The organism is Pseudomonas sp. VEM90 (assembly GCF_054611535.1).
In genome coordinates, this window is record NZ_JBTRAR010000009.1 from 119,901 (window position 1) to 144,674 (window position 24,774).

At 63.7% G+C, this 24,774-nt stretch carries 17 protein-coding genes; 7 read left to right on the top strand and 10 right to left on the bottom strand.

Going from position 1 to position 24,774, the window contains the following annotated elements; translation table 11 throughout:
• Window positions 1–14: 14 nt before the first annotated feature.
• On the bottom strand, window positions 15–992 hold the full coding sequence (locus tag ACYCCG_RS11285; protein WP_459670418.1) for a thiamine pyrophosphate-dependent dehydrogenase E1 component subunit alpha: 978 nt from the start codon (window positions 990–992) through the stop codon (window positions 15–17).
• 22 nt (window positions 993–1,014) lie between these two features.
• Entirely contained in the window at window positions 1,015–2,070 is a 1,056-nt protein-coding gene (locus ACYCCG_RS11290) for an ATP-NAD kinase family protein (protein ID WP_176684380.1), read from the bottom strand.
• A 283-nt stretch (window positions 2,071–2,353) separates the two neighbouring features.
• Between ACYCCG_RS11290 and ACYCCG_RS11295 the strand changes: the two genes are divergently transcribed.
• On the top strand, window positions 2,354–4,207 hold the full coding sequence (locus ACYCCG_RS11295) for a sigma-54-dependent Fis family transcriptional regulator (RefSeq protein WP_459670421.1): 1,854 nt from the start codon (window positions 2,354–2,356) through the stop codon (window positions 4,205–4,207).
• A gap of 193 nt (window positions 4,208–4,400) precedes the next feature.
• Here the strand turns inward: ACYCCG_RS11295 and accC are convergent, their stop codons facing one another.
• The 6 genes from accC to ACYCCG_RS11325 form a co-directional block, all read right to left on the bottom strand.
• On the bottom strand, window positions 4,401–5,756 hold the full coding sequence (gene accC, locus ACYCCG_RS11300; RefSeq protein WP_003255333.1) for an acetyl-CoA carboxylase biotin carboxylase subunit: 1,356 nt from the start codon (window positions 5,754–5,756) through the stop codon (window positions 4,401–4,403).
• A 17-nt stretch (window positions 5,757–5,773) separates the two neighbouring features.
• Complete coding sequence (gene accB / locus ACYCCG_RS11305) at window positions 5,774–6,235, bottom strand: acetyl-CoA carboxylase biotin carboxyl carrier protein (protein WP_176684382.1); 462 nt, start codon at window positions 6,233–6,235, stop codon at window positions 5,774–5,776.
• Window positions 6,236–6,335: 100 nt separating this feature from the next.
• Window positions 6,336–6,791 carry a type II 3-dehydroquinate dehydratase gene (gene aroQ / locus ACYCCG_RS11310; RefSeq protein WP_003255330.1) on the bottom strand — a complete coding sequence of 152 codons (456 nt, stop codon included), beginning with the start codon at window positions 6,789–6,791 and terminating at the stop codon, window positions 6,336–6,338.
• Between the two features lie 179 nt (window positions 6,792–6,970).
• The gene (locus ACYCCG_RS11315; protein WP_459670424.1) at window positions 6,971–8,743 is read right to left on the bottom strand and encodes a protein-disulfide reductase DsbD; all 1,773 of its coding nucleotides are present in this window, start codon (window positions 8,741–8,743) and stop codon (window positions 6,971–6,973) included.
• Window positions 8,744–8,931: 188 nt separating this feature from the next.
• The gene (locus ACYCCG_RS11320; protein ID WP_459670426.1) at window positions 8,932–10,893 is read right to left on the bottom strand and encodes a methyl-accepting chemotaxis protein; all 1,962 of its coding nucleotides are present in this window, start codon (window positions 10,891–10,893) and stop codon (window positions 8,932–8,934) included.
• Window positions 10,894–11,137: 244 nt separating this feature from the next.
• Entirely contained in the window at window positions 11,138–12,493 is a 1,356-nt protein-coding gene (locus ACYCCG_RS11325) for a diguanylate cyclase (RefSeq protein WP_176684385.1), read from the bottom strand.
• 248 nt (window positions 12,494–12,741) lie between these two features.
• Between ACYCCG_RS11325 and ACYCCG_RS11330 the strand changes: the two genes are divergently transcribed.
• The 5 genes from ACYCCG_RS11330 to ACYCCG_RS11350 all read left to right on the top strand — a co-directional run bounded on the left by ACYCCG_RS11330 (window position 12,742) and on the right by ACYCCG_RS11350 (window position 17,646).
• Window positions 12,742–13,809 carry a DUF2333 family protein gene (locus tag ACYCCG_RS11330; protein WP_176684386.1) on the top strand — a complete coding sequence of 356 codons (1,068 nt, stop codon included), beginning with the start codon at window positions 12,742–12,744 and terminating at the stop codon, window positions 13,807–13,809.
• A 2-nt stretch (window positions 13,810–13,811) separates the two neighbouring features.
• A complete protein-coding gene (locus tag ACYCCG_RS11335) occupies window positions 13,812–14,345 on the top strand; it encodes an NUDIX hydrolase (RefSeq protein WP_176684387.1) in 534 nt (177 codons plus the stop codon).
• Between the two features lie 239 nt (window positions 14,346–14,584).
• Window positions 14,585–14,956 (top strand): translation initiation factor Sui1, encoded by a 372-nt coding sequence (locus tag ACYCCG_RS11340; protein WP_209968183.1) that lies wholly within the window; start codon window positions 14,585–14,587, stop codon window positions 14,954–14,956.
• Window positions 14,957–15,106: 150 nt separating this feature from the next.
• Window positions 15,107–17,020, top strand: a complete 1,914-nt coding sequence (gene speA / locus ACYCCG_RS11345) for an arginine decarboxylase (RefSeq protein WP_176684389.1) — start codon at window positions 15,107–15,109, stop codon at window positions 17,018–17,020.
• Window positions 17,021–17,190: 170 nt separating this feature from the next.
• A complete protein-coding gene (locus ACYCCG_RS11350; RefSeq protein WP_459670429.1) occupies window positions 17,191–17,646 on the top strand; it encodes an REP-associated tyrosine transposase in 456 nt (151 codons plus the stop codon).
• 126 nt (window positions 17,647–17,772) lie between these two features.
• On the opposite strand, the gene ACYCCG_RS11355 is transcribed toward ACYCCG_RS11350, so the two are convergent.
• Window positions 17,773–19,110: an MATE family efflux transporter gene (locus ACYCCG_RS11355; protein WP_339443299.1), complete on the bottom strand. Its 1,338-nt coding sequence runs from the start codon at window positions 19,108–19,110 to the stop codon at window positions 17,773–17,775.
• 281 nt (window positions 19,111–19,391) lie between these two features.
• On the opposite strand from ACYCCG_RS11355, the gene ACYCCG_RS11360 reads away from it, so the two are divergent.
• Entirely contained in the window at window positions 19,392–24,293 is a 4,902-nt protein-coding gene (locus ACYCCG_RS11360) for an alpha-2-macroglobulin family protein (protein ID WP_459670432.1), read from the top strand.
• A 151-nt stretch (window positions 24,294–24,444) separates the two neighbouring features.
• On the opposite strand, the gene ACYCCG_RS11365 is transcribed toward ACYCCG_RS11360, so the two are convergent.
• On the bottom strand, window positions 24,445–24,738 hold the full coding sequence (locus ACYCCG_RS11365) for a hypothetical protein (RefSeq protein WP_004577004.1): 294 nt from the start codon (window positions 24,736–24,738) through the stop codon (window positions 24,445–24,447).
• Window positions 24,739–24,774: the final 36 nt, after the last annotated feature.

Genomic DNA, 24,774 nt, shown 5'->3' on the forward strand with positions numbered 1-24,774 from the left:
TTGTATTCCGCGGCTCAGGGGTAGGCGACGTAGACGTCGGTGAGCAGGTCGGCGGGCTGTGGCTTGGGATCGGACTTGGCGCGGCGAACGGCGTCTTCGATCAGGTCCTCGACGCGGGCGTCGATGGCGTCCAGTTGCTCGGCCGTGAGCAGGCCGGCGCGGGTGGTCTTGTTGCGAAACTGCATGAGGCAGTCACGGGATTCACGCAGGTTCTTCACTTCATCAGGGGCGCGGTAGGTTTGCGCATCGCCTTCGAAATGGCCGTAGTAACGGCTGAGCTTGACCTCGATCAACGACGGCCCTTGCCCGGAACGGGCGCGCTCGATGGCGGCGCCGGCGGCCTCGTATACGGCAAAGAAGTCGAAGCCGTCGATGGTGACGCCTGGCATGCCGAAGCCGGCAGCGCGGTCGGCAATATGGTCGCAGGCGACGGACCAGTTGGAGGCGGTGGCCTCGGCGTAGCCGTTGTTCTCGGCCACGAAGATGCAGGGCAGGTTCATGATCGACGCCATGTTCATGGCTTCGAACACGGCGCCCTCGTTGGATGCCCCATCGCCGAAGAAGGCTATCGACACGTCATCGCGGCCCTTGAGCTTGGCCGCCAGCGCCGCCCCGGCCACCAGTGGTGCGCCGGCGCCGACGATACCGTTGGCACCGAGCATGCCCTTTTCCAGGTCGGCAATGTGCATCGAGCCGCCCTTGCCGCCGCACACGCCGGTCTTCTTGCCGTAGATCTCGGCCATCATGCCGTACACGTCCACACCTTTGGCGATGCAGTGGCCATGGCCGCGGTGGGTCGAGGCGATGCAGTCGCTGTCGCGCAGGTGGGCCATGACCCCGGCGGCAGAGGCTTCTTCGCCGGCATACAGGTGGACGAAGCCGGGAATTTCGCCGGTGGCGAACTCCACATGCAGGCGTTCTTCGAAGGCGCGGATGGTCCGCATGACTTCATAGGCATGCAGCAGTTGTTCAGTACTGAGTTGATTGGACATCTTGTTGTTCTCCGGGGTTGTCTCAACACGGGTTTGCAGGGTGCAGGCGGTGGCCGCGCGGGACGGCCAGCAAGTGGTGGCGGGCGGCATGCGCCAGTACGGCCTCGACGTCCACGCTGAGTGGGCCTTGGTGGTCGAGGGTGATGGTGGGCGTGTCATGCTCGGCAAATTCGATTTCGCGTTCGCCGTCCAGGGCCAGGGTGCCGCTGGCCAGGCTCAGGCGATGGGCGACGCCGGGCGTCAGCGCACCGCAGGCAGAGATGCCGCAGGCTTGCAGCAGGCCGGGCGCCAACGGCGCCAACAACGCCTGTTCGGCGCCGGGGGCCAGGCGAACCCAGGCGCCGTGCGGGTCTTGGCGTGACACGGGGCACCACAGGCCGCACAGGGCCGACAGGCCGATGGCGTGGGGTTCGGCGAAGCAGGCGAAGACTTCGCAGAGATCCTCGCTGCGGCTGAGCGCACGGGCACCGATGAAGCGCTGCGGCGACACGGCCACCTCGACCAAGGCCCATTCGGCCAGCTGTTGTTCTGGCACGTTCACCAGTAAGCGTTTATTGCGGCGCAAGCCGATGCTTGCCGGTACCCGGCCGCTGGCAAGCAGGCCACCGGCCAGGCCCGCGCTGGTGGCTTCACGAAGTTCGGGGAAGGCGTTGTTGGTGCCGGTGGACAGGGTCAGCAGCGGCACGTCAGCGGCCTCGGCGGCGACCGCCTTGTGGGTGCCATCCCCGCCCAGTACGGCGATCATCGCCACGCCGCGCTCGACCATGCGCCGAGTAGCCAGGCGGGTATCGGCCACGGTCTGGGTCAGTGGCAGGTCGAGTATCTCGATGGCCGGCCAATGCTGGTCACGGGCCCCCGGGCCTTGGCTGGCCTTGAGCACCGCGGCAGCGATGCCGGTCATGTCGCTGGGCAGCAACACCTGGCCAATGCCGGTGGCACCGAAAGCGGCCAGCAGGCGCTGGATGGCCGAGGCCTTGTCGGTGCTCGAATAGAGCCCGGCATTGGCGGTCAGGCGGCGCAGGTCGCGGCCAGAGGCAGGGTTGGCAATGATCCCGACAATCGGGGCGGGTAGCGGCATGGCGCACCTCGTGTTTTTGTTTGCAAGGGCAGGAGCAAGCGGGGTGCCAGCTTTCTTCGCGATGGCTGAAGTGGCCGGGCTAGAGGGCTCTGGTCGTGATCGGTCAGGGCTTCACGGGTGTGGCGGCGAGACGCCGGGTGCCAGTGCCGGGCCTGCGTTGCCGAGACGCTGAGACGCTGCGTCTCAAGCCGGCCGGTAATCACACAGTGCTTGTCGGGGCATGCCCAGAGGCGCTTAATGGCCGGACAACGATAAAAACAGTAATGAGAACCGGAGGGCCTGAATGCTTGCCGCGAACTCCCGAGCCCATGTGGACTGCGTCAGCAGGGTGGTGAAGAATGCCGACCGCCTGCCGCAGGCGCCGGTACCACCGCTGATCCTCGATTCATGGCGCCGCTCCATGGATGTGTACCGTCTCGACCCCGGTTCCCAGCAGGGGCCGCGTATCCTTTCCCAAAGCCTGCTCAATGAATGCCGCGAACGCGCCGAGCTGTTCCTGCGTATCGCCAGCGATGCCGTGGCCCGTTTGCACGAGCGGGTACGCGGCGCTGACTACTGTGTGTTGCTGACCGATGCCCAAGGGCGCACCATCGATTACCGGGTCGAGTCGGCCATCCGCAACGACTGTCGCAAGGCTGGGCTGTATCTGGGGACCTGCTGGTCGGAGGGCGAGGAGGGCACATGCGGCGTGGCGGCGGTACTGACCAGCAAGGCCCCGGTCACGGTGCACAAGCGCGATCACTTCCGCGCCGCCTTCATTGGCCTGACCTGCACAGCGGCGCCGGTGTTCGACCCGTTGGGTGAGTTGCTGGGCGTGGTTGATGTGTCGGCCTTGCAGTCGCCGGACGATCGGCGCAGCCAGCACCTGATCCGCCAACTGGTCGAGCAGACGGCCCGCGAGATCGAAAACGCCTTCTTCATGCACAGCGCCCAGGGCCACTGGGTGATGCGCGCCCACGGCACGCCGGGCTATGTGGAGAGCCAACCCGACTACCTGCTGGCCTGGGATGCCGATGGCCGCTTGCAGGCAATCAACAGCCTGGCGCGGCAACGGCTGGTGGAACGCCTGGGGCGCTTGCCCGAGCATATTGGCGAACTGTTCGACATCGACCAGCTGCGCCGGGTGAGCGCGTCGTCCGCCCAGCGCCTGCCCGGTCTGGGCGGTTTGTATGGCCGGGTCAGCGCACCGCAGCAACGCCAGCGTGCGCAGCCTGTACGCCAGGCCCAGGACACCCGTATCGAGCAGCACCTGCGGCTGGCCACTCGGGTCAAGGATTGCAACCTGGCGGTGCTGGTGCTGGGTGAGACCGGGGCCGGCAAGGAGGTATTCGCCCGCCAACTGCACCAGCAAAGCCAGCGCTGTGATGGCCCGTTCGTTACCCTGAACTGCGCGGCCATTCCGGAAACCCTGATCGAGAGCGAGTTGTTCGGCTATGTGGCCGGGGCCTTCACCGGGGCTTCCAGCAAAGGCATGCAAGGGCTGTTGCAGCAGGCCGATGGCGGCACGCTGTTCCTCGACGAGATCGGGGACATGCCGCTGAACCTGCAGACCCGCCTGCTGCGGGTGCTGGCGGAGGGGGAGGTGGCGCCGCTGGGTGCGGCACGGCGGGAGCGGGTGGATATTCAGGTGATCTGTGCGACCCATCGCGATCTGGCGGCGATGGTTGAGGACGGGCGATTTCGTGAGGACTTGTACTTCCGCCTGGCCAATGCCCGCTTCGAGCTACCACCTTTGCGTGAGCGTGATGACCGGTTGGGGCTGATTCATCAGTTGCTGGCCGAAGAGGCTGCAGCTTGCGGGGTGGAGGTGGTGTTGGCGGATGACGCGCTGCAGGCGCTGCTGGTTTATCGCTGGCCGGGCAATTTGCGCCAGCTGCGACAGGTGTTGCGGTATGCCTGTGCGGTGAGTGAGGGCGGGCAGGTGCGGCTGCAGGATCTGCCGCAGGAGGTGCGTGGTGAAGCGGTTGGCTCGGCTGAAAGCGGGGTGTCGTGCCCGGCCCGGCAGCTGCTGCTGGACGCGCTGATCCGCCATCGCTGGAAACCGGCTGATGCGGCGCGCGCTTTGGGTATTTCGCGGGCGACGCTTTATCGGCGAGTGCATGAGCATCGTATCGACATGCCGCGGATGAAGGGGTAGAGCCCTGGGGCCGCGCTGCGCCCCTTTCGCGACGCAAGGCCGCTCCCACAAAGACGGCGTCAGTCCTGAGGCATGCGCGGAATCTGTGGGAGCGGCCTTGTGTCGCGATAGGGCCGCGACGCGGCCCCAGATTCTGGCAGGCAATAAAAAACCCCGGCACAGGGCCGGGGTTCTGGTACATCACACTACACGATCACTCCTGGTTGGCCAGTTTGTGCTCGAGGTAGTGAATGTTGACGCCGCCTTTGCAGAAGCCTTCATCACGCACCAGGTCGCGGTGCAGCGGGATGTTGGTCTTGATGCCGTCGACGACGATCTCGTCCAGGGCATTGCGCATGCGCGCCATGGCTTCGTCGCGGTCCTTGCCGTAGGTGATCAGCTTGCCGATCAGCGAGTCGTAGTTCGGCGGAACCGAATAACCGCTGTACAGGTGCGAATCGACGCGTACGCCGTTGCCACCCGGGGCGTGGAAGTGCTTCACCTTGCCTGGGCTCGGGATGAACTTCTTCGGGTCTTCGGCGTTGATCCGGCACTCCAGCGAGTGGCCACGGATCACCACGTCTTCCTGGCGGAACGACAGCTTGTTGCCAGCGGCGATGCTCAGCATCTCCTTGACGATGTCGATGCCAGTGACCATCTCCGATACCGGGTGTTCAACCTGCACGCGGGTGTTCATCTCGATGAAGTAGAAGCGGCCGTTTTCGTACAGGAACTCGAAAGTACCGGCACCACGGTAGCCGATCTCGATGCACGCATCGACGCAGCGCTTGAACACTTCCTGACGGGCTTTCTCATCGATGCCCGGGGCTGGTGCTTCTTCCAGTACCTTCTGGTGACGGCGCTGCAGCGAGCAGTCACGGTCGCCCAGGTGAATGGCGTTGCCCTGGCCGTCGGACAGTACCTGTACTTCCACGTGGCGTGGGTTGGTCAGGAACTTCTCCAGGTAAACCATCGGGTTGCCGAAGGCTGCACCGGCTTCGGTACGGGTGAGCTTGGCCGAGGAAATCAGGTCCTCTTCCTTGTGCACCACGCGCATGCCGCGACCACCACCGCCACCGGCGGCCTTGATGATCACCGGGTAGCCGACGTCACGGGCAATCGCCAGGGCAACTTCTTCGTCTTCTGGCAGTGGGCCATCGGAGCCCGGTACGGTCGGTACGCCCGACTTGATCATCGCGTCCTTGGCCGAAACCTTGTCGCCCATCAGGCGAATGGTATCGGCTTTCGGGCCGATGAAGGCGAAACCGGATTTTTCCACCTGTTCGGCAAAGTCGGCGTTTTCCGCCAGGAAGCCGTAACCCGGGTGAATCGCAGTGGCGCCAGTCACTTCGGCGGCAGCGATGATTGCCGGGATATGCAGGTAGGAATCCTTGGACGATGCAGGGCCGATGCAGACCGACTCGTCTGCCAGGCCCAGGTGCATCAGTTCACGGTCAGCAGTGGAGTGCACGGCGACGGTCTTGATACCCAGCTCTTTGCAGGCACGCAGGATCCGCAGGGCAATTTCCCCGCGGTTGGCGATCAGGACTTTTTCGAGCTTCCCAGACATCGTTGGCTCTCCGCGATTCAAACGACGGTGAACAGCGGCTGGTCGAACTCAACCGGCTGGCCGTCTTCTACCAGGATGGCGTCGATGACACCGCCAATATCGGCTTCGATGTGGTTCATCATCTTCATGGCTTCGACGATGCACAGGGTGTCGCCTTTCTTCACGGACTGGCCAACTTCAGCGAAGTTAGGCGAGGTCGGCGAAGGCTTGCGGTAGAAGGTACCTACCATTGGCGAACGGATCACGGTGCCTTTCAGGGCTGGGGCAGCAGCAGCAGCTTCGGCGGCTGGGGCAGCAGCAGCGACCGGAGCAGCGGCAGGGGCGGCAGCCATAGGCGCCGGTGCGTAGAACTGCTGGGCAGCTGGAGTCTTGCTGTGACGGCTGATACGGACCGACTCTTCGCCTTCCTTGATCTCCAGTTCGTCGATGCCAGACTCTTCCAGCAGCTCGATCAGTTTCTTGACTTTACGGATATCCATTAATCATCAACTCCCAAAGGTTCGGTCAGGGGGCGAAATACAAAAAAACGTATCTGAAACGTTTCTCTCGAACCCCGGCCCACTTAGGCCAGGGTTTTCATCATTTGGGCTGTGCGTTGGCAGCCAGTTGTTCCAGCGCGGACTCCAGGGCCAGGCGATAACCGCTGGCGCCCAGACCGCAGATAACCCCTACGGCAACATCGGAAAAGTAGGAGTGGTGACGGAACGGTTCGCGTTTGTGCACGTTGGACAGGTGCACTTCGATGAATGGGATGCTCACCGCAAGCAATGCGTCACGTAATGCAACGCTTGTGTGAGTGAAAGCAGCCGGATTGATCAGGATGAAGTCCACACCCTCGTTGCGTGCGGCGTGAATGCGATCGATCAGTTCGTATTCGGCATTGCTCTGCAGGTACTGCAGATGGTGGCCTGCGGCGCGGGCACGTTGCTCCAGGTCCTGGTTGATCTGAGCCAGGGTCACGGCGCCGTAGTGGCCCGGCTCGCGAGTGCCGAGCAGGTTGAGGTTGGGGCCGTGGAGCACCAGTAGCGTTGCCATCTGCGGATTCCTTGGATTTGTAGGGCAATTCGACACAGCGCGCCGAGTGTGCCGTAAAGCGACGGCAAGTGTCCAGTTCCCGGCAATAGGCAGCACGATGTCCGAGGTTCGCGCGAAGTATGTGACCGGATGATTAAATCCGGTCATTCATTTCAGGATTTTTCCGGGCTCGCGGGAAGTTATAGACCGACTTTGTCGCGCACGCGTGCCAGAACGTGCGCAAATTCACCTGCATTTATCTCGCCAATCACCCGATCAGCGGTAATTTCGCTGCCGTTCGCAGAAAAAAACAGCAGGGCGGGTGGGCCGAACAGCTGGTAGCGGTCGAGCAGTTTGCGTTGCTGGGCATTACTTTCGGTTAGGTCGAAACGCAGCAATTTGAAGCCGGACAGCTGTGTTTGCACCTGTGGTGCATTGAGCACCTCATGCTCGATCACTTTGCAACTGATGCACCAGTCGGCGTACCAGTCCAGCAGCACTGGCTGGCCGGCAGCCTTGGCCTGCGCCAGGGCTGCGTCCAACGCATCAGGGGTAGTGATGGTCTGCCAGGCATCGGCTTTTGCTGCTGGCAGGCCGCCGCTGGCGGTCAGTGACGCAACCGGCAGCGGGCGCAGCGGGTCGCCCTGGCCAGTGAGGGCGCCGTACCAGCAAGCCAGCGCGTACACCAGCAAGGCCAGACCGAGCAGTTGCGCCAGGCGCTGGGGTGCCGTCTTGACGACGAATTCAAGGGCGCCGAGGAACAGTGCCACACCCGCGGCGAGGAAACCGACCAACAGCAAGGTCACAGGGCCTGGCAGTACACGGCTGAGCAAGCCGATGGCCAGCCCCAGCAGCAGTACGCCGATGGCGTTTTTCACGGTGTTCATCCACGGGCCGCTTTTGGGCAGCCAGGCCGCGCCCCCGGTGGCCACCAGCAGCAACGGCGCCCCCATGCCCAAACCCAGGGCGAACAGCTTGAGCGCACCACCCAGGGCATCGCCACTGGCACTGATATAGAGCAAGGCACCGGCCAAGGGCGCCGATACACACGGAGAAACCAGCAAGCTGGAGAGCACACCGAGCGCTGCTGCGCCCAGCAGCGAGCCGCCCCGGGTGTGGTTGGCGACGTTGTTCAGGCGGTTACTCAGGGCCTGGGGCAGCTTCAGCTCGAAGAGGCCGAACATGGCCAGGGCGAACACCACGAAGAACAGCGCGAAGGGAACCAGCACCCAGGCCGACTGCAGGCGCGCCTGCAGGTTCAGGCTTGCACCGAACAGGCCCATCAGTGCGCCGAGTACCGCGAAGCTGGCCGCCATTGGCAGCACGTAGGCCAGCGACAGCGCCAGGCCGCGCACGCCGCCAACCTGGCCGCGCAGCACCACACCGGAGAGGATCGGTAGCATTGGCAGGACACAGGGGGTGAAGGTCAGGCCGACCCCGGCGAGGAAGAACAGCAGTAGCGACTTCCAGTTCCAGCCGTGTTCGCGGGTGGCCGGTGCGTTTGCAACGCCTTCGCCATCGATACTCAGGCGTGCGGTTTCCGGTGGGTAGCACAAGCCCTTGTCGGCGCAACCCTGGTAGCCCACCAGCAGGGTGAAGGCGCGTGGGTCTTTGCGCGGCAACTCGATATCGAGCACGCCGTGGTACACCTCGACGTCGCCGAAAAATTCATCGTGCTTGGGCTCACCCTTGGGGATGTTCGGCGTGCCCAGGGTGATATCGGCCGGTTCCGTGTGGAACTGGAAGCGGTGGCGGTAGAGGTAGTAGCCATCGGTGGCGACGAAGCGCAGCTTGATGGTTTGCGCATCGGCCTGGACCAGGTTGAGCTTGAAGGCCTCGTGTACCGGCAGGAAGTCGGCGTTGTTGGCCAGCGAAGCGGCGCCGAGGGTGGCGCTGGGGCGGTTGTCGAGCAGGCCTGCGGCGAAGGCAGGGCTGGCCAGCAGCAGGAACAGCATGAAAAACAGGCGGCGCATGGCGGACTCGCGAGGTGGAACGTGCCCGGCATGATAACGGATGCGCAGGAATAATTGGCCCGAAACAAACGTAGGAGCGGGTTTACCCGCGAAGCGCCGCGCGGGCGGCGCTCGATCTCCCAGGCGCAGCACATGTCCCGTCGAACACCACCCAACTGCTACACCTGTCATGGCGACCACCCGCCGGCTCAGACCCTGAACGCTCGCACCGCCCGGTTCAGCTCACCGCCCAGGCTCAGCAACTGTTCGCCTTGCTCACGCCCCTCGCCAATGCGCTGCAGGTTGTCTTCACCCAGTTCGTGAATCCGCTCGCTATGGTCACGAATCTCGCTTACCGCGCCACTCTGCTGCGCCGTGACATCGGCAATCCGCACCGCTGTATCGGAAATGGTACGAATGGCACAGACAATCTCATCCAGTGCCCCATCCGCCGCCTGGGCTTGGTTGGCCGTGGCCTCGGCGTGTTCCAGTTGCGCGCGCATCCCCGCCACCGAACTCCTGGCGGCCTGCTGCAAGCGGTCGATCAATGCCTGTATCTCGCCGGTAGCCCCCGTGGTGCGCTGAGCCAGCGAGCGCACCTCATCGGCAACCACGGCAAAGCCACGGCCCATTTCGCCGGCGCGGGCCGCTTCGATCGCGGCGTTCAGTGCCAGCAGGTTGGTCTGCTCGGCAATCGAGCGGATCACCGTCAGCACCCCGCCAATGGTTGCCGATTCTTCCGCCAGTTGCTCGATCATGCGGGCGTTGCCTTGCACTTCATCGACCAGTTCACGCAAGCCCGACAGGCTCTGGCCGATTACCGCCTGGCCTTGTTCCACCGCACGCCCGGCATCGCGGCTGGCCTCGGCGGCTGCGCTGGCATCACCAGCCACTTGTTGAATGGTTGCTTCCAGCTCGCCCAAGGCATCGCGGATCTGCCCGGTATCGCCGGCCTGTCGCTCGGCGCCGCCGTGCAGCGCAGCGCTCATGCCGGCCAGGGCATGGCTGCTGCCGGCCACCTGCTCGGCGTTATGGCGGATGGTGCCGACCAGCTCCACCAGGTACTGACGCAGGCGGTTGAGCGACTCCTGGATGTCGTGCAGTTCGCGGTTGGTCTTGCCCAGGGCGATGGCTTGGGCGAAATCGCCCTCGGCCCAGCGTGACAGGGCCGGGGCCAGTCCGGTCAGGGTACGGGCCAGGCGCCGTTGCAGCGTATCGATCAATAGGGCGATCAGCAGGATAAGGCCGATCATCAGGCCTTGGATGATGCGCACCTCGGCAGCGATTTTCGCATGCTGGCCGCGTACTTCGGGTTCCAGCGCGGCGATGGCCTGTTGTACGGCTTCCAGGCGCTGGCCGGTGGTGGCGGCCAGCTCGGCGCGGCGCTCGATCTGTTCGCGGGTGCGTTGCAGTTCGGCCGGGTAGCGGTTGAGCAGGCTTTGCAATTCACGCTTGAGGCCCACGGCAATGTCTTCCTGCTGGGCGCTGCTCTGGGATTCCAGGCCCATCATAGCAGCGAAGTCGTCGGCTCCGGATTCGGCCGTGCGGGTTACGCCGAGCAGTGGCAGGCCGTCGACCGTCTGGGCCTGGGCGCGGATCAGTTGCAGTTCGCGCTCCACCTCGTCGGCCAGCTCTGGGCGGCCGCTGCTGACCAGCTTGTCGCGGGCCAATGACAGCCGCCCCAGATGCAGGGTGGCGTCGAGCAAGGGCTGCAAGTAGCGATTGGCCTCGGCGTTGCCACTGTCGCGGGCGTAGCTGGCCATCTGCTCGAAGTTCGCCCCCAGCTCCCGCTCGGCTTGCAGCAGCAGGGCTTGTGGGTCGCCGGCCAGCTTGCCGGCGGCCAGCAGTTCATTGGCGGTGAAGGCCTGCAGGCTATCCAGGCTGGGGCGCAACTTCTCGGCCAGCTCAACGGGCCAGTCCGCCAGTGCGGCCTGCAACTGGTGGTTCGCCTCCATGGCGGCGGCCTGGCGCAGGGCATCGCCGCTGCCCAGGTAGGCCTGGATATTGCGCGCCGCCTGGTTCTGGAACTGCTGGGACAGGCCCAGATAGCGCTCCATCAGCTGGTAGGGGCGTTCGAGGGCGCGCTGTGACCACCACAGGGTGGCGCCCAAGGCGATACACACGGTCACCAGCAACAGCGTGTTGAAATTGGTCAGCCACTTCAGGCGCATAGCCGCGAACTTCCTGCGCAGGGGAGAGGTAGGCGCCTGAAGTTATTGCGATTTTGTGACGGGGTGATGACGCCAGGGGCTTGGCGTCAGAAAAAAAGTGGCACAGTGCCTCTATTGGTGTGGCCTGCACTGGCCTCTTCGCGGGCTTGCCCGCTCCCACAGGTTTACCTCCAGATTTGAGGTGTGTGAAATGCCTGGGGAAGCGGGCGAGTCTGTGAAGAAGCCGGCACAGTGAGTGCGAATTTCAGGGCTCTACACGAACGACGCAATTGCGCCCCGCATGCTTGGCCCGGTACAGCGCCTCGTCCGCTGCGCTGGCCATGGTCAGTGCATCCAGCCCCTCATCCAGTTGCACCACGCCGGCGCTGAAGGTGCACTGCAAGTCTCGTGGCTGCGCCGGGTAGAGAATTTCGGCAAAGCGCCGGCGAATTTCGTCCAGCACTTTGTGTGCGGCGTCCAGCGCGGTATTGGGCATGACGATGGCGAATTCCTCGCCACCGTAGCGGCCAATGAAATCGGTCTTGCGCAAGCGCTGCTTGAGGAATAGAGCAAGGCTCTTGATCACTCGGTCGCCCATGGGGTGGCCATGGCGGTCGTTGATCTTCTTGAAGTGGTCGATGTCGAGCATGGCAAAGCTCAACGGCTGCTGCTCACGGCGGGCGCGGAAGCTGCAGTCTTCCAGCAACTGCAGGATATGAGTGTGGTTGTACAGCCCGGTGAGGCTGTCGCGAACCATGCGCGCCTTCAAATGGCGGGCGCGGGCGGCGCGGTTGCGCACGGTAGTGATCAGGTGGCGTGAGCGAAACGGCTTGGTCAAAAAGTCATCACCGCCTTCGCTCATGGCATCCAGTTGCTTGTCCAGGTCGTCCTCGGCAGACAGGTAGATGATCGGCACACTCACATACCGGTCACTGTGGCGGATTACCTTGGCCAGCTCCGGGCCGGTGCAGGCCGGCATGTACAGGTCGAGGATGATCAGGTCGGGCTGGAAGTCGGCAAGCTCGGCCATGGTGCGGATCGGGTCGGTCAGGCTGCGGGTGAGCATGCCGGCGCCGGCCAGTACACGCTCGGTGTACATGGCCTGGGTGCGCGAATCGTCGATGATCAGCACGCGCAACGGGTCGTGCGGGGCGGTGTTGGTCAGCAGTTCGACCTTTTCCAGCAAGCTGGAGGCTTCCAGGCTGCCGGTGAGAAAATCCTGACCGCCGGCGCGTACTGCGGCAAGGCGGGTAGGGGTGTCGGCTTCGTGATGGCTGAAGAACAGCAACGGAATGGAGCGTGCCAGGCCCTGCTGCACCTGAGCGGCCAGCAGCAAGCCCAGCCCGGCGCCGGTGAAGTCGACATCCATGATGATGGCCGACGGCGGGTACTCGCTGATCGAGGCGAGAAACGCTGCGGCGCTCGGCAACGCTTGCACCACCAGACCAAAGAATTCCAGTTGCTGGGCCAGGCGCTGGGCGCGCTCGTGGTCCTGCAGCAGGATGTACACCGGTTTGCGCACGGGCAGATGCAACTGGTCGAGCGGATCGTCCTTGCGCAGGCCGTTACGCGTCAGCTGTTGGACGGGGCACTGCGGGCTCGGCTCGACTGCTTGGCTCATGTCCTGGCTACTTATAGGTTGGGATGTGCAGGGGCAATGATGGCTCTATGCTAGCAGCTCTTTTCAAGTGCGTGAGTGCCCTGCGTCAACAAAGCGGGCAGAACGAATATTCAGTTGCTGACTGAATGGTCGCTTATGCGTACGGTGGTGTCTGCTTTATAGTGCTGGCATTCGGGCTTACCGTGGCACCCTAGCGCAGGCCTGTGGTCAAAGCCCCTGAACCGTCGTGACTGATTAAGGACAAAGCCATGCTGGACTGGAAAAACCGAGAGGCCAAAGCCGAGCCCCGTGAGCGTGTCGACGGGCGCGGCGCTGCCGCCCGTAGCTACCTTGGCGGCCTTTGGAGCCGTGCCCTGGGGACCCTGATCGGGTTGTACCTGCTGGTGTGTATCGGCTTGGGCTGGTACTGGAGCCAGGAGCCTGCTCTGTTCCCGGTGCAGCAAAACGCCCAGGCCGCAGCCGAACGTGCTGGCCAGCAGATGGTGGTGGGCTATACCACCGTCGAAACCCTCAAGACCGTGGCCAACACTTTGCTGAACAAGCCGGGCGGCTACATTTCCAACGACCGCTTCCCGCCAGGGCTGTGGATGGACAACATGCCAAGTTGGGAATATGGCGTGCTGGTCCAGGTCCGCGACCTGTCCCGTGCTCTGCGCAAAGACTTCGCCCGTTCGCAGTCGCAGTCCACCGAAGACGCCGACCTGGCCAAGGCCGAGCCACGCTTCAACTTCGACAACAAGAGCTGGATCCTGCCGTCGAGCGAGTCTGAGTTCGAAGAGGGCATCAAGTCGCTGACCCGTTACCAGACCCGTCTGGCTGCTGGCGACAAGGGCGCGATCTTCTATACCCGCGCCGACAACCTGAACAACTGGCTGGGTGACGTGGCCACCCGTCTGGGCTCGCTGTCGCAGCGCCTGTCGGCAAGCGTTGGGCGGGTCAAGCTCAACAGCACGTTGAAGACCGAGTCGGTCGTTGCCGGTCAGGCGCCGCAGGTGGACGAGGAACTGGTAGAAACCCCATGGCTGCAGATTGACAACGTGTTCTACGAAGCCCGTGGCCAAGCCTGGGCGCTGTCGCACCTGCTGCGTGCCATCGAGGTTGACTTCGCCGACGTGCTGGCGAAGAAGAATGCCACCGTCAGCGTGCGCCAGATCATTCGTGAGCTGGAGGCCTCGCAAGAGGCGCTGTGGAGCCCGATGGTGCTCAACGGCAGTGGCTTCGGCATGTGGGCCAACCACTCGTTGGTCATGGCCAATTACATTTCCCGGGCCAACGCTGCGGTAATCGACCTGCGTCAGTTGTTGTCGCAGGGTTGATGATGGCTATCAGCCCCGCCGAGGCCGCCCATCGGGCGGCTTCCGACCGCGAGCTGGTCACCTGGGTGGACGAGACCGACCAGGTACTGGGCGCCTTGCCCCGTGCCGAGCTGCGCGAGCGTGGCCTGATCGGGCGCTGCACGTTCATTCTGCTGTTCAACAGTGCCGGTGAATTGTGTGTACACCGGCGTACGCTGAGCAAGGCGCTGTACCCAGGGTATTGGGATGTGGCGGCGGGCGGCATGGTCACGGCTGGGGAGGCGTATGCCGAATCGGCAGCGCGCGAGCTGGCCGAAGAGCTGGGCATCGAAGGCGCTGAGTTGCGCTTCCACGAGCGGTTCTACTTTGACCAGCCGGATAACCGCTTGTGGTGTGCGGTATATTCGGCGGTGTCGGATGCGCCGTTGCGGTTGCAGCCGGAAGAGGTGATCGAGGCGCGCTTCATCGGTCTGGAACAGGCTGAGCAGGAAAGCCTGAGCAAGCCTTATTGCCCGGACTCGTTGGCGGCGTTGCAGCGCTACAAGGCCACTTTGTAGCCTCGGGTTTGCCCGCGAAATACCGGCCCAGACACCCGTTTCGCAGGGCAAGGGCTTTGCCCTTGTTCGCGGGTAAACCCGCTCCTACACAACAGGCGTATTTATCGTTACACTGCGCGCCCTTTTCGGGCTGCCGCAATTCTTGCAGCAGTAGCGCCGCCCCTGCCAGAGTGGGGCTTCGCGGTCGGCCTCAACCCCAAGGCACGACCAGTTTTTGTCCTCAGCACCGAGGAACAAAAGTGGCCAAGAAAGCTTCTTCCTTTTCCGCCCTTGGCGGTCTCGTGTACTCCACCGACGCCGGTCGGCACTGCCCCGACTGTGGCCAGCCGGTGGATGCCTGCACCTGCAAGCAGCAAACCATCCCCGAAGGCGACGGCATTGCCCGCGTGCGCCGCGAAAGCAAAGGCCGTGGTGGCAAGACCGTGACCACCGTCACCGGCGTGCCGCTACCGCCTGACCAGCTTAAAGAACTGGCGACCACGCTCAAGCGCCGCTGCGGTACCGGCGGCGCGCTGAAGGACGGGGTTATCGAGATCCAGGGCGACCATGTCGAGCTGTTGATCGGCGAGCTGACCAAACAGGGTTTCAAGGCGAAAAAGTCCGGCGGCTGAAGCCACCGCGCGATTTTTTGCCCAGCGCTTTCTAAACTCGTTCCCGTGGTCAGAGTCTATGCCTGAGCACGGATGAATCGTCATTTTCAGCTTTTACACTCGCCCCGCTGCCTGCGGGCAGTGTCTTCGACTTATCTATAGGGGACTTGAATGTCCGTACGACGCACACGCAAAGACGATGGTAGCCAATGGACCGTGGCTGATAGCCGCAGTGTTTATGGCATCCGCCATTGGGGCGCTGGCTATTTCGCCATCAATGACGCCGGGCGCGTCGAAGTACGCCCCAACGGCCCTGACAGTGCTCCGATTGACCTGTTCAAGCAGGTCGACGAACTGCGCCAGAGCGGCTTGTCGCTGCCCTTGCTGGTGCGCTTCCCTGACATTCTGCAGGACCGTGTGCGCCAACTGACCGGCGCCTTCGACGCCAACATCGCGCGCCTGGAATACCAGAGCCAGTACACCGCGTTGTACCCGATCAAGGTCAACCAGCAGGAAGCGGTGGTGGAGAACATCATCGCCACGCAGAACGTTTCCATCGGCCTGGAAGCCGGCTCCAAACCCGAGTTGCTGGCAGTGCTGGCGCTGGCGCCGAAGGGCGGCACCATCGTCTGCAACGGCTACAAGGACCGTGAGTTCATTCGCCTGGCGCTGATGGGCCAGAAGCTCGGCCACAACGTGTTTATCGTCATCGAGAAAGAGTCGGAAGTAGCCTTGGTGATCGAAGAAGCCGCCGAGCTCAAGGTGAAACCGCAGGTTGGCCTGCGTGTTCGCCTGTCGTCGCTGGCCTCGAGCAAGTGGGCCGACACCGGTGGCGAGAAGTCCAAGTTCGGTTTGTCCGCCGCCCAATTGCTCTCGGTGGTGCAGCGCTTCCGCGATGCCGGTCTGGACCAGGGCATCCGCCTGCTGCACTTCCACATGGGTTCGCAGATCGCCAACCTGGCCGACTACCAGCACGGCTTCAAAGAGGCCATCCGTTATTACGGCGAACTGCGTGCGCTGGGCCTGCCGGTCGACCACATTGACGTTGGCGGTGGCCTGGGCGTGGACTACGACGGCACCCATTCGCGCAATGCCAGCTCGATCAACTATGACATGGACGACTACGCCGGCGTGGTGGTGGGCATGCTCAAGGAGTTCTGCGACGCGCAGGGCCTGCCGCATCCGCACATCTTCTCCGAGAGTGGCCGTTCGCTGACTGCGCACCACGCCATGCTGGTGATCCAGGTCACCGATGTCGAGAAGCACAACGACGACGTACCCACCATCGAGAACAAGGAAGCCCTGCCCGAGACCGTGCAGTGGCTGGCCGATCTGCTTGGCCCGACCGACATCGAGATGGTCACCGAGACCTACTGGCGTGCCACCCACTACATGGGTGATGTGGCCGCGCAGTACGCCGACGGCAAGATCAGCCTGGGCGAGAAAGCCTTGGCCGAGCAGTGCTATTTTGCCGTGTGCCGCCGCCTGCACAACTCGCTGAAAGCCCGCCAGCGCTCGCACCGCCAGGTGCTGGACGAGCTGAACGACAAGCTGGCCGACAAGTACATCTGCAACTTCTCGGTGTTCCAGAGCCTGCCAGACACCTGGGCCATCGGCCAGGTACTGCCGATCATCCCGCTGCACCGCCTGGACGAAGAGCCGATGCGGCGTGCGGTATTGCAGGACCTGACTTGCGACTCCGACGGCAAGATCAACCAGTACGTTGACGAGCAAAGTATCGAAACCAGCATGCCGGTGCATGCGGTGAAGGAGGGCGAGGATTACCTGCTGGGCGTGTTCCTGGTGGGTGCCTATCAGGAAATCCTGGGTGACATGCACAACCTGTTCGGTGACACCGACTCGGTGAACATCTACCAGAATGCCGACGGCAGCGTGTACCACGCCGGTATCGAAACCCACGACACCATTGAAGACATGCTGCGCTACGTGCACCTGTCGCCGGAGGAGTTGATGACGCATTATCGCGACAAGGTTGCCAGCGCCAAGATCACTGCGCGCGAGCGGACCCAGTATCTGGATGCCTTGCGCCTGGGCTTGACCCGGTCTTCGTACCTGTCGTCGTAATTGACGGGGCCGCCCCGCAAAAACTGCACGGATTGCTTGTTTTTGTGGGCGCGGCCTCGTGTCGCGATATGAGGGCGAAGCCCTCACCGTGTCATACCCGGTAATGGTCCTGTCCTCGCCCGTCGCATTCGCGGCGCTAACTTTGAATGCACAATTCAAAGGAGAAAGACATGGAACGTCCAGGCTCCCATCGTTTACGTAATGGCCGGGTGTCCGAATCCGGGCGCCTCTACCTGTTGACCACAACTACCCGCAGCCGAACGCCGTTGTTCAAAGACTTCCGATTCGCCAGGACCGTGATCCAGCAGTTGCGGTTCAGCGATGAGCGCAAGGCTTGTAGATCGCTGGCATGGGTGTTGATGCCGGATCAGCTTCACTGGCTTATCGAGCTGGGTCCAGTGAGCCTGGGTAGGCTAATGTGCGAATTCAAATCCAGAAGCAGCTGTGCCTTGTACAAGGCCGGTGCTGAAAGACGGCATATCTGGCAAACCAGCTTTCATGACCGGGCTTTGCGTCGCGAGGAGGATGTGCGAGCGGTGGCCCGCTACATCATCGCCAACCCCATTCGGCCCGGCCTGGTGCGGCGGGCTGGCGAGTATCCCCATTGGGACTGTGTATGGCTGTGAGCATGTGAGGGCTTCGCCCTCATTTCGCGACACAAGGCCGCTCCCACAGCGATCGCGAAAGCAGGCCGACCCGCTATCCCCTGTGGGAGCGGCCTTGCGTCGCGATGGGCCGCAAAGCGGCCCCAATCAGCCAAACCACAGGTCCCTCTGCTGCAACCGCCACCCGACCCACCCCAACGTCACCGCCCGCAACCCCATGAACCCAAGAAACGCCATCCACAACCCATGGTTGCCCAACCCGCTCATGGCCACTGCCACCGGCAGCGCAATCAATACCGAAACCAGCATTGCATTACGCATTTCCCGCGCCCGGGTCGCGCCGATGAACAACCCATCCAGCAAGTAACTCCACACCGCGATCAACGGCAGCAATGCCAGGTAGGGCAAATACGGATAAGCCGCCGCCCGCACACTGTCGATGTCGGTCTGCAAGTCGATGAACAGGTGCCCACCCAGCAGGAACAGCCCGGCAAAGCCCATGCTGGTGATCAGTGACCAACCACAAGCGACCACCAGCGAGCGGCGCAAGGTGTCGCGGTCACGGGCACCAATGGCATGGCCGCACAAGGCCTCCACCGCATGGGCCAGCCCATCCAGCGCATAGGCCGTCAGCAGCAGGCCATTGAGCAACAGGGCGTTGGCCGCCACGGTCGCTTCGCCCAGGCGTGCGCCTTGCACGGTAATCAGCAGGAACACCAGTTGCAGCGCCAGGCTGCGCAGGAAGATGTCGCGGTTCACCGCCAGCAGTGGCCTCCAGGCCTGCCAGCGCTTGAGCGCTGCCCACACGATCTGCCCCGGGTAGGCCCGCAGGGCCGGACGGGTCAAGGCCAGGCCGAGCAGGGCGGCAGTCCATTCGGCAATCACCGACGCCCGCGCCGAGCCCAGTACGCCCCAGTCCAGGCCCAGCACGAACCACAGGTTCAAGGCGATGTTCAGCAGGTTGGTGGTCAGCAGGATGGCCAGTGGAGCCCTGGCGTTCTGGGTGCCGAGGAACCAGCCGACCAGCGCGTAACTGGCCAGCGCCGCAGGCAGGCCAAGCAGGCGGGTATGGAAGAAGTCTTCGGTGGACTGCTGCAGGGCTGCGCTGGGTTGCATCGCATGAAGTGCCAGCTGGCTGAAGGGCAGGGCCAGCAGGCCGATCAACAGGGCGAAGCCGACCGCCAGCAGTAGCCCTTGCACCAGTACCTGGCGTAATGCTGCACCGTCGCCACGGCCGGCGGCCTGAGCAGCGAAGCCGGTGGACCCCATGCGCAGGAAGCCCATCAGGCCGACCATGAAGGTGAACAAGGTGGCACCCACGGCCACCGCACCCAGCTGGTGGGCGTGCGGAAGATGGCCGATGACCGTGCTGTCGACCAGCGCCACCAGCGGTACCGAGATGTTGGACAGGATCATCGGCGCGGCCAGCGCCCAGACCTTGCGGTGGGTGGGTCGGTGGCGCCAGTCGGCAGCGAGTTGGGGCATGTGCATTCCATGAGATCTTGGGGCCGCGTTGCGCCCCTTCGCGAGCGTGCTCGCTCCCACAGGAAAGTGTTGCTCTTGCGGCCGGCGCCAAACCTGTGGAAGCGGGCAAGCCCGCGAAGGGGCGCAACGCGGCCCCCTTTTAACGAATGGCCACAGTGTACCGACCAGGCAACCATTTAGCGCGACCATGGTCTGACCTGGCGCGCAACGCCGGGTGCTGCACCTGACGTTGCGCTATAGTTGCTGCCCTCACGTACACGCTGCCCAAGAGTTCCTATCTCATGTTCAACAAAGGATTGTTGCTGGCCTGCGCGCTGGCGTTGCTCAGTGCCTGTGACTCTTCCACGCCGGGTAAACCGGCGCCGGTCGAGAAGTCTGTGGCACCCGTGCCCGCCGAAGCCTCCGCCCCCAAGCGTGAGGACCCGACCGTGCTCGCCAAGCGCTACGAGGGCCGCGAACTCACGGTGCTGGACGTATCGGAAGTGCAGCTCGATGGCGCGGCAACGCTGTCGGTCAGCTTCTCCGTACCGCTGGATGCCAAGCAGGACTTCGCCAACAAAGTGCACCTGGTAGACACCGTCAAAGGCAAGCTCGACGGTGCCTGGGAACTCTCCGACAACCAGATGGAGCTGCGCTTGCGCCACCTGGAGCCGCAGCGCAAGCTGGTGCTGACCATCGACAAGGGGCTGTTGGCAGTCAATGGCAAGCAGCTGGACAGCGAGTCGATCACCCGCCTGGAAACCCGCGACATGCAGCCGACCATCGGCTTTGCCAGCCGCGGCTCTCTGCTGCCTACGCGTCTGGCCGAAGGCCTGCCGGTGATTGCCCTGAACGTCGACAAGGTGGATGTCGAGTTCTTCCGCGTCAAGCCAGACATGCTCTCGACCTTCCTGGCCAACTGGGGGCGCAACAGCAGCCTGTACTACTACCAGTCCAAGGAAACCCTGGACATGGCCGAGCTGGTCTACAGCGGCCGCTTCGATCTCAACCCGGCACGCAACACGCGTGAGACCGTGTTGCTGCCGATTGCCGGCATCAAGCCGTTGCAGGCGCCAGGCGTGTACCTGGCAGTGATGCGCGCCTCGGGTACCTACGATTATTCTCAGCCGGCAACCCTGTTCACCCTTAGCGACATCGGCGTGTCGGCCCACCGCTACCGCGACCGCATCGACGTGTTTGCTCAAGCCCTGGAAGGCGGCAAGGCGCTGAGCGGCGTCAACCTGGAAATCCATGACGAAAAGGGCAAGCTGCTGGCCCAGGCCACTACCGATGGCAAGGGGCATGCCCAACTGCCGATCACGCCCAAGGCCGATACCCTGATCGCCACTCAGGGCGTGCATACCACGCTGCTGCGCCTGAACACCGCAGCCCTGGATCTGGCCGAATTCGACATCACCGGGCCTCAGGCCAACCCGCTGCAGTTCTTCATTTTCGGCCCGCGTGACCTGTACCGCCCGGGTGAGACGGTGCTGCTCAACGGCCTGCTGCGCGACCAGGACGGCAAGCCGGTCAAAGCCCAGCCAGTGAGCGTGGAAGTGCGTCGCCCGGATGAACAGGTGAGCCGCAAGTTCGTCTGGGAAGCCGACAGCAATGGCTTGTACCAATACCAGTTGCAACTGGCCACCGAGGCCCCGACGGGCCGTTGGCAACTGCTGCTCGACCTGGGTGGCGGGCGCAAGCAGGTCTATGAATTCCTTGTCGAAGACTTCCTGCCCGAGCGCCTGGCGCTGGAGCTCAAGGGCAGCAGCCAACCGCTTTCGCCGGATGAAGATGCGCGCATCCAGGTCAATGGCCGTTACCTCTATGGCGCCCCGGCCGCCGGCAATCGCCTGAGCGGTCAGGCCTATGTACGCCCGCTGCGCGAGGCGGTACCGGCGTTGCCTGGTTACCAGTTCGGTTCGGTCACCGAAACCGATCTGAACCAGGACCTGGAACTGGACGAAGTCACCCTTGACCAGGCCGGCAAGGCGGTGGTCGATATCGAAAGCCGTTGGGCCGAGGCCCGCTCTCCGCTGCAACTTACCGTGCAGGCCAGCCTGCAGGAGTCGGGTGGCCGGCCGATCACCCGGCGCCTGGAGCAGCCTATCTGGCCGGCTGAGCGCCTGCCGGGCCTGCGAGGCCTGTTCGAAGGTGAGGAAACTGATAGCAACGGGCCGGTGGAATTCGAGTTCCTGGTGGCCGACCGCGACGGTAACAAACTGGCGGCCGATGCGCTCAAGGTGCGCCTTGTTCGCGAACGCCGCGATTACTACTGGAATTACTCGCAAAGCGACGGCTGGAGTTACGCCTACAATGAGAAATTCCTGACCCAGAACGAAGAGACGATCAGCGTCAAGGCAGGTTCCACTGCCAAGCTCAGCTTCCAGGTTGAATGGGGCCCTTACCGCGTCGAGGTCGAAGACCCGCAGACCGGTCTGGTATCCAGTGAGCGCTTCTGGGCCGGCTATCGTGCCCAGGACAACGCAGAGGGCGGCGCGGTGCGACCGGACCAGGTCAAGCTGGCGCTGGACAAACCCTCCTACGCCGATGGCGCTACCGCCAAGGTCACCGTCACCCCGCCCGCTGCGGGCAGCGGCTACCTGATGATCGAGTCCAGCGATGGCCCGCTGTGGTGGCAGGAAATCGATGTGCCCGCCGAGGGCAAGACCTTTGACGTGCAACTGGACAAGGCCTGGGCCCGCCACGACCTGTACATCAGCGCGTTGGTTATCCGCCCGGGTGAGCGCAAGGCCAATGCCACGCCCAAGCGCGCCGTGGGCGTGCTGCACCTGCCGCTGGACCGCGCCGAGCGCAAGCTTGCGCTGAGCCTGCAGGCACCGGAGAAAATGCGACCGAAACAGCCGTTGACGGTGAAGATCAAGGCCGCCAACGCCGATGGCAGCGTGCCCAAGCAGGTGCATGTGCTGTTGTCGGCGGTGGACGTGGGCATCCTCAACATCACCGATTTCAAAACCCCCGACCCGTTCGCCAGCCTGTTCGGGCGCAAGGCCTATGGTGCCGATCAACTGGACATCTACGGCCAACTGATCGAGGCCGGGCAGGGCCGCCTGGCCAGCCTGGCATTCGGTGGTGACGCAGCGATGGCCAAGGGGGGCAAGCGACCCAACACTACGGTAACCATCGTTGCCCAACAGAGCCTGCCGGTGACGCTGGACGACAAGGGTGAGGGCCAGGCCACGGTCGATATCCCCGACTTCAACGGCGAACTGCGGTTGATGGCCCAGGCCTGGACCGAAGAACACTTCGGCATGACCGAAGGCAAGACCGTGGTCGCCGCACCGTTGATTGCCGAGCTTTCGGCCCCGCGCTTCCTGGCCGGTGGTGACCGTACCCGCCTGGCACTGGACCTGGCCAACCTGTCCGGCCGCGCCCAGCAACTGAACGTCGAAATCACCACAGAAGGGCAACTGAGCCTGGCGGCCGACGCCGTGCAGAGCGTTAATCTGGCCGAAGGGCAGCGCTCGACGCTGATGATTCCGGTGCAGGCCCAGGGTGGTCTGGGGCAGGGCAAGGTACATGTCCGGGTGACGGGCCTGCAACTGCCGAACGAGCCGATCACAGCGTTCGAGCGTGAGTGGACGCTGGGCGTGCGCCCGGCCTACCCGGCAATGCTCAAGCACTACCGCGTGGCCTTGAAGGACCAGCCGTGGACCCTGCCCGAAGCAGACCTGGCCGCCTTCGAACCGGCTGGCCTGGAAGCCAGCCTGGCCTTGTCGAGCCGGCCGCCGCTGAACCTTGCCGAGCAGATTCGCGCGCTGCAAGCCTACCCCTACGGCTGCCTCGAACAGACCACCAGTGGCCTGTACCCCTCGCTGTACGCCGATGCCGACAGCCTCAAGCGCCTGGGCATCAAGGGGGAGCCGGCGGATGTGCGCAAGCGCAAGATCGAGATGGGCATCGAGCACTTGCTGGGGATGCAGCGCTACAACGGCAGCTTTGGCCTGTGGAGTTCGGACAGCGAAGAAGAGTACTGGCTCACCGCCTATGTTACTGACTTCCTGCTGCGTGCCCGTGACCAAGGTTACGGCGTGCCTGCCGAGTCACTGAAGAAGGCCAGTGAGCGCCTGCTGCGTTACCTGCAGGAACGCAACCTGATCGAAGTCGACTACAGCGAAAATGCCGACCACACACGCTTTGCCGTGCAGGCCTATGCGGCGCTGGTGCTGTCGCGCAGCCAGCAGGCGCCGTTGGGTGCCCTGCGAGGCCTGTTCGAACGTCGCGCCGATGCCCGCTCCGGTCTGCCGTTGGTACAACTGGCGGTGGCGCTGGACAAAATGGGCGACAAACCGCGTGCCGAGCAAGCCTTGCAGGCGGGCCTGGGCATCAGCCGTGGCAAAGGCTGGCTGGCCGATTACGGCAGCGCCCTGCGTGACCAGGCGCTGATCCTGGCGCTGCTACAGGAAAGCAACCTGGCCAGCAGCCAGGTCGATCAGCGCCTGTTCGCCTTGTCGGATGAACTGGCAGCCAACCGTTGGCTGTCGACCCAAGAGCGCAATGCACTGTTCCTCGCTGGCCGTGGCCTGCTGGGCAAGCCGGAAGGCCAGTGGCAGGCACGCCTGGACAGCGCGGGTGAAGTGCGCGAGTTGAACAATGCCGACGCCGGTATGAAGCTGGAAGGCCCGTTACTGGCCTCGCCACTGAGCGTGCAGAATGAAGGCAACGAGACGCTGTACCAGCAGCTGACCTTGTCGGGCTATCCACGGCAGGCGCCTGCTGCTGGCGGCAACGGCCTGCAGATTCGTAGAGAGTACCTGGGCATGAATGGCCAGCCGCTGGACGTGCACAACCTGCGCAGTGGCGACCTTGTGCTCGTGCACCTGGCGCTGAAAGCCGAGGACCGCGTGCCGGACGCGCTGGTGGTGGACCTGCTGCCGGCAGGCCTGGAGCTGGAAAACCAGAACCTGGCTCAAAGCGCGGCCAGCCTGGACAACGCCAGCACTGCAGTGAAGGCGTGGCGCGAGTCGATGCAGAACGCCAGCGTGGTGCATCAGGAGTACCGTGATGACCGTTATGTTGCCGCGCTCAAGCTTGACGGCTATGGCACCACCCACCTGCTGTACCTGGCGCGAGCGGTGACACCGGGCACTTACCGCGTGCCGCCGCCGCAGGTCGAGTCGATGTATCGGCCGAACCTGCAGGCCGTGGGCGATGGGCAAGGGGAGATGACCGTGAAAGCCCGCTAGCGACCCGCTCGACGCGGACAATGTGGGAGCGGCCTTGCGCCGCGATAGGGCCGCGAAGCGGCCCCGGAAGTTCAAGCGGCGAAGCTGAAATCCTGGGGCTGCTGTGCAGTCCTGTCGCGACGCAAGGCCGCTCCCACAAAGACCGCGCAGATCAGTGGATCACCCAGCTCATCACCCACAGCCCCAGCACCAGCCAGATGATCCCGAGGATGATCGACGCGCGCATGAATGCGCGGATTGCCGAGTACAGCAGCATCAGGCCGATGATCAGCGCCAGGATGCTCAGCAGCGAGGTGTCCATGCCCAAGGTGCGCGACAGGCCATCGATGAAGTTGCCACCAGCATTGGCCAGCAGGTTGAACAGCCCGCTCAATGCGTCGACGATGAAGCGGATCAACGACCCCAGTGCCTGGCCCAGCCACTCGAAAAAACCTTCTACATGCATAGTTGCTTCCTGATGAAAAAATCGGCGAGGTTGTCG